The following is a 5860-nucleotide window of genomic DNA, read 5'->3' as shown; positions in this document are numbered from 1 at the left end:
AAGATCCCGATTTTATTTACTTTCGTTCTTAGGGTTCTACTCTTCTACGGGATCTCCATTTTTAAATCGACCTTTTCTTTTTACGTTTTTTCTTTGATTTTTGGGCTTACCCATCTTGTGACCGCACCTTTGACCCCCTACCTTGCGGGAAAGATGTACGGAAAGTCCCATCTTGGATCGATAGTTGGCTTTATAAACACGGTCCACTTCTTAGGGGGTGGGCTTTTTGGGTACCTCGGGGGATATATATTCGATAGAACTTCATCTTATGATTTGAGCTTTTATATTTTGGCGATCCTTAGTCTTTTTGCTTTGCTTTCTACGCTTTTGATCAAGGAAAAAAGGCATAAATCTAAGTTTTTGACTCCGAGTAAAGATTTGGCTTGACATACCTTATGAATCTTCATAAGATACGGGTAGGCCGAAAGGCTTTAATTTTTTTGAAAGGAGTAAGATGTATGCCAGTAGGGAAGGTCAAATGGTTTAACGACTCAAAAGGTTACGGTTTTATCGAGCAGGAAAATGGGGAAGATGTCTTCGTCCATTATTCCGCGATAAAACAGGAAGGTTTTAAGACTTTAAAACAGGGTGAAAAAGTTAAGTTCGATATCGTAAAAGGTCCAAAGGGACCTCAAGCGGCAAACGTAACGAAGGTTAAGTAAAAAAGGGGGTCATCTCCCCCTTTCCATATCCTTTCTTTCTTCCCATAGCTCATCCATAGTCTTTTGGGTAGAAGAGTTTAGGTCGATCTTTCTCTCTATGTATGAGAAACGGTCTATGAATTTGTCTATTGCCTTGCGAAGGGCATCTTCTGGTTCTATCCCCAAAAATCTCGCAAGGTTAACAGCTGTAAATAGGAGATCGCCTATCTCTTCCTCTATCTTTTTTTTGTCTGAGAGCCTCTGTGCCTCTTTCAGTTCCTCTATCTCCTCATTTAGCTTTGAAAATACGTCTTCAACTTTTTCCCAATCGAATCCAACCCTTGATACCTTTTTCGTAATTACATAAGCCCTAAGGAGGGCAGGCATCTCTTTAGGGATGTTTCGAAGTAGCGAATAATTTTCCTTCTCTTCTTTTTTTATCTCCTCCCACCTTTTTGGAATCGGCTCTTTTATCTTTTCATTTAGAAAGACATGGGGGTGCCTTTTTACCATTTTGTTATAAGTACCCACTACCACATCTTTCATTTCAAACCTACCCTCTTCCTTGCATATCTGGCAGATAAAGACTATGTGGAATAGAAGGTCTCCGAGTTCTTCTTTTAGGGCCTGGGAGTCGTTTTTATCTATTGCCTCTAGAAGTTCGTAGACCTCCTCAAGGAGGAAAGTTTTAAAGGACTCGAGTGTCTGCTTTTTGTCCCAGGGGCAACCTTTCTCTCCCCTCAAGGTCTCCATAAGCTTTAAAAGATCAGAGAATTCCTGCATTGGATTTGGCCCCCTCCTCTATGAACTGGAAAAGGATATGTAAGTTCTTCTCTATCTCTTCTCTTTTTCTTGCAAGTAGACTTAGCCCATTTTTTTTTGTGGATTCTCTTAAGTTCTCGTTGAGGATTAAGCTCTCCAACATATCTTCTAATTCATTGAAGTCTTTTACCATGAATCCCGCATGCGATTTTTGTATCTCCTCCGATATCTCTTTAAAATTTTCAACATATGGTCCAAAAAGGACAGGTGTACCGAAAAAAAGGGGTTCTAAGATGTTATGGCCTCCGTAAGGGAAAAGGCTACCCCCCACAAAGGCAACTAGGCTTTTTGCGTATATTTTTGGTAGATCTCCAACCGTATCCACAAGAATAACATCGAAATCTCCCTCTGATAGGGTATTTGTTTTAATTTTCGAATACCTTTCGACTTTAAGATCCGAAATTAACTCCCTTTCAAGACTGCCCAAAATATCGAAAGTTCTTGGAGCTATATAGACAATGAGATCCGGGTACTTCCTTTTTAGATCCTTTATTACACGTAAAATGCCATCTTTTTCCTTATCCCTTATGCTTCCAAATGTCACCGCTTTTAGCTTCTTTACTGAGGATACTTCGTTTTGGAAATCCCTAAGATACTTTAAGTTTCCCATGACCGATACTCTTTTTGGGTCCACCCCGAGCTCTAAAAACCTTTCTGCATCCTTTTCTGACTGGGCAAGGACAAGATCGATTTTTGACATGAAACTTCTCATGAAAAACTTTAGCCTTCTATATAGCGGATAGGTTCTCTCCGATATCCTTCCGTTTACGATAAGGACTGGAATACCCGCTCTTTTTGCTTCCCAGATCATATTGGGCCAGAGTTCTGTTTCAACTAAAATGAGAGATTTTACGTTTTGGTTTTTTATGAAGGACCTCACAAACAAACATAAATCGAATGGAGCATAGAGGATCTCTGCTTTCTTTTTGATCTCTCTCTCTAAGAGTTCTTTAGAGTAAGATGTGTGGGTAGTTACGAGAAAGCGATGATAAGCTTTTTTTGAAAGAAAATCTATAAGCGTCTTTGCGATAAGTGCCTCCCCCAGCGAAGCAGAATGGATCCAGATCCTTTTACCATTTGTGCGAACTTTAAGCCTAAGCCTCTTTTTTAACGTTATTCGTGTCTTTTTTTTTAAGACAAGAAAAAAAAGCGAAAAGAGGAAAAAAGGATAGGAAAAAAACCTGTATATCAGTCTCCACATGCGAGGATCTCTGCCCTCTCTGTAAGCTCTTTTAGAGTACGCTCGAGATACTCCCTTTTTTTCTCTATCTCATCATCCTTTGCTTCCCTTTCTATAAAGATAGGTCTTCCCCAGACGAAGACTACCTTGGAAAAAGGTAGTGGCAGGACAAACTCATCCCATGATTTAAAAGTTTTTTTTTACTTGCGCCGTAAGATACTGGAACTACAGGCTTACTTGTGAGCTTTGCAATCTCAAGTATCCCTTTTTTTACGACGTATCTAGGACCCCTTGGTCCATCAGGGGTTACCGCTATATCATAGCCGTCTTTTAAGCTCCTTATAAGTTCGAAGGATGTTGAAATTCCACCTTTCTTGAAGGAGCCGCGAATCGTACCTAAATTGAAGTACTTTACGACTCTTGCTATGAACTCTCCGTCTCTATGCCTACTTATAAGCACCTTCCCTCTTTTTTTCTCGTAAGCAAAGGGCATCATAAGTAACCTTCCGTGCCAGAAACAGACGATAAGATTTGTCTTTTGCCAAAGATCCAGAACGTAGTCTCTGTCAACGTGAATTACGCTTATTGTTTTTCTAAGGATTCTAAGGAAAACGTAGGTGAGAGGTGGAAAGACATAAAGTAGGAGAAATGTCTTTATCTTTTTAAACATTCTTCGCAATCCTTCCAAGTGGTACGAGCTTTTTTCTCTCTTTTCTGTACTGGGCTTCGAAAAGCCTCCTATATGGTCCTTCTTCTTCGATGAGCTTATTGTGGTCTCCTTCTTGAACTATCTTCCCTTTCTCCAGAACGATTATCCTTTCTGCACCGATAATAGTTGAAAGCCTATGGGCGATTATAATCGTTGTCCTTCCTCTAATTAGATTCTCTAAAGCCTTTTGCACTTTTCGCTCTGATGCGGCATCGAGAGAGCTTGTCGCCTCATCTAGGATTAAAATTGGTGCATCTTTATATATGGCCCTCGCAATGGCGATCCTTTGTTTTTCTCCGCCTGAGAGCCTTGAGCCTTTCTCTCCTATTATCGTGTAAAGCCCTGAAGGAAGCTTTGCAACTATATCATCCGCATAGGCCATAGATATCGCCATCTTAACTTTTTCCATATCGATTTCTTGACCGAAGACCACGTTATTTATCACTGAATCGTTAAAGAGGATAACATCTTGAGTAACGATAGCGATCTTTTCCCTTAAAGATTTGAGTTTTATATCCCTCACATCTATACCGTCTATTCTTATCGATCCTTCTGTCACATCGTAAAACCTTGGAATCAGGTTCACAAGGGTTGTCTTTCCGACCCCACTTTCACCAACTATGGCTACAATTTCGTGCTTTTTTATCTTGAGGTTCACGTTTTTGAGTATGTACCTATCCTCGTACTTGAAAGAAACATTCACGAATTCTATTTCCCCTTCTATTCTTTCGATTTCAATTGCGTCTTTCTTTTCCTTTATCTCGGGCTCCCTGTCTATTATCTCGAATACCCTTTGGGCTGCGGCAAGGCCCTGTTGGATGTTGTGGTTCTCTTTATTTAGTCTCTTTATCGGCTCGTAAAGCATAAGAAGGGCCGCTATAAAGGAAAAAAAGTTACCAGGGGTCGACTTTCCCGATATTACTTGGCTTCCCCCATACCAGATGATGAGTGCACAGGCGATCCCGCCTAATGTCTCCATAATGGGAGAGGAAAGGGCCCGTATTCTGTACCTTTTCATCATTGTACGGAAGAGGTTTTCGTTTTCTTCTTCGAATCTCTTTTCCTCGTACGGCTCCATGCAGTAGGCCTTAATTATCCTCTGTCCAGTTATGTTTTCGTGTAGGAAACTTGTCATTTTTGCGACAGACTTTTGGACCTTTACACTAATCTTTCTTAGCCGTCTGCCAAAACTCACAATGGAGTATACAGCGAAAGGAAGGATAAGAAAGGAGATTAAAGCGAGTTTCCAGTCCCTGTAAAAGACGACAAAGACTAAGGCCAAGACCGTTAAAGCATCTTTGAGGACGGCTGTAAGTGTGTCAGAGACGGTACTCTGGATGAGGTTCACATCGTTTACGACCCTTGAAATGTTAGTTCCCGTTGGGGTTCTGTCGAAATAGGACAGTGGTTGTCTCTGAAGTGCCTTAAAAACGATATTTCTTATGTCGGTTACGACCTTCTGTCCCACATAGCCCATAAGGTAGCTCTGGAAGTAATCGCAAACTCCTTTGGCAAGATAGAGGAAGATGATCCCTAAAGGTATGATGATTAGCATGCTTGCGTTCTTTTCAAAGAAGATCTTGTCGAGAACGGGCTTTACTATAAAAGCTGTAAGGCCATTTGAGGCAGAAACCAAAGACATAAATACCATTGCTAGGGCAAGCCTACCCCAGTATGGTTTTACGTATTTAATTAGCCTCAGGTACAGAGCCATACTTTTCCCTGATTAGATCGACTATTTTCAGTGAGGCGATTCTATATGGATCTCCATCTGGTAATGTAAGGAGGGATCTTATCTTTGCTTTTTGCTCTTCCATCTTTTTTTTCATCTCTCTTTTTAACATATCCCTTATAGTTACAGCAATCTTTTGGGTATCCAAGTTTTGGATGAATTCGGGAAAGATCTCCTCACCCAAAAGTATGTTTGGAAGGCTTACGTAAGGAACTTTTACTAAGAACTTAGCAACATGGTACGAGATAAAAGAGAGTCTATAGATAACGACAGATGGTACACCAGCTAAAGCCGCCTCTAGCGTTGCACTTCCAGATGCCAAAATGGCAAAGTCCGAGAAAAAAAGGATATCTTTAGAGAGGTTTTCGATTATGCGCACATTAGGAAAAGATCTTATGTACTTTTTTATCTCTCTTTCATCTACGCTTTGAGCCTTGGCGAATATGAAAAAGGGGTGAGAAAGTAGCTCCTCGAGCCTTTTTATGAGATCCCTAAAATAAGGCATGTGCCTTTTTACCTCTTCCTCTCTACTTCCAGGAAAGAGAGCTATGATTGGATTTCCTTTGGGGATCGAAAATTCCTCAAAGAACTTCTCCTTCTCATAACTCGGCGCCAGTGAATTAGCGTAGGGGTGTCCTACAAATTCACACCTTACTCCATAAGCCTCATAAATCGATCTTTCAAAGGGGAAAAAAGAGATGACGAGATCTACACACTCTTTTATTATCTTTATCCTCCTTCTTCCCCAAGCCCAAATCTGGGGCGGGATAAAGTAG

General features: G+C 40.7%; 7 protein-coding genes. 2 read left to right on the top strand and 5 right to left on the bottom strand.

Going from position 1 to position 5860, the window contains the following annotated elements; translation table 11 throughout:
- Both NZ583_08620 and NZ583_08615 read left to right on the top strand, forming a co-directional pair.
- Positions 1-387: MFS transporter (locus NZ583_08620; GenBank protein ID MCS7281656.1), on the top strand; the 387-nt coding region annotated here is incomplete at its 5' end.
- Between the two features lie 71 nt (positions 388-458).
- Entirely contained in the window at positions 459-662 is a 204-nt protein-coding gene (locus NZ583_08615; protein MCS7281655.1) for a cold-shock protein, read from the top strand.
- A gap of 9 nt (positions 663-671) precedes the next feature.
- Here the strand turns inward: NZ583_08615 and mazG are convergent, their stop codons facing one another.
- The 5 genes from mazG to NZ583_08590 form a co-directional block, all read right to left on the bottom strand.
- A complete protein-coding gene (gene mazG, locus NZ583_08610) occupies positions 672-1424 on the bottom strand; it encodes a nucleoside triphosphate pyrophosphohydrolase (GenBank protein ID MCS7281654.1) in 753 nt (250 codons plus the stop codon).
- Positions 1408-2664, bottom strand: coding sequence for a hypothetical protein (locus NZ583_08605; protein MCS7281653.1), 1257 nt, complete (start codon positions 2662-2664; stop codon positions 1408-1410). Before NZ583_08605 ends, mazG begins: the two co-directional genes overlap by 17 nt.
- A gap of 121 nt (positions 2665-2785) precedes the next feature.
- Complete coding sequence (locus NZ583_08600; GenBank protein MCS7281652.1) at positions 2786-3313, bottom strand: lysophospholipid acyltransferase family protein; 528 nt, start codon at positions 3311-3313, stop codon at positions 2786-2788.
- Positions 3306-5066 (bottom strand): lipid A export permease/ATP-binding protein MsbA, encoded by a 1761-nt coding sequence (gene msbA, locus NZ583_08595; protein MCS7281651.1) that lies wholly within the window; start codon positions 5064-5066, stop codon positions 3306-3308. The genes NZ583_08600 and msbA overlap by 8 nt, the downstream gene beginning before the upstream one ends.
- Positions 5041-5860, bottom strand: an 820-nt coding sequence (locus NZ583_08590; GenBank protein MCS7281650.1) for a hypothetical protein, incomplete at its 5' end; no start/stop codon positions are given. The genes NZ583_08590 and msbA, both read right to left, overlap by 26 nt.

The organism is Thermodesulfobacteriota bacterium (genome assembly GCA_025062045.1).
Lineage (GTDB): Bacteria > Desulfobacterota > Syntrophorhabdia > Syntrophorhabdales > JANXAF01 > JANXAF01.
The sequence above is the reverse complement of the archived record's forward strand: the minus strand, read 5'-3'. Positions and strand labels throughout refer to the sequence as shown.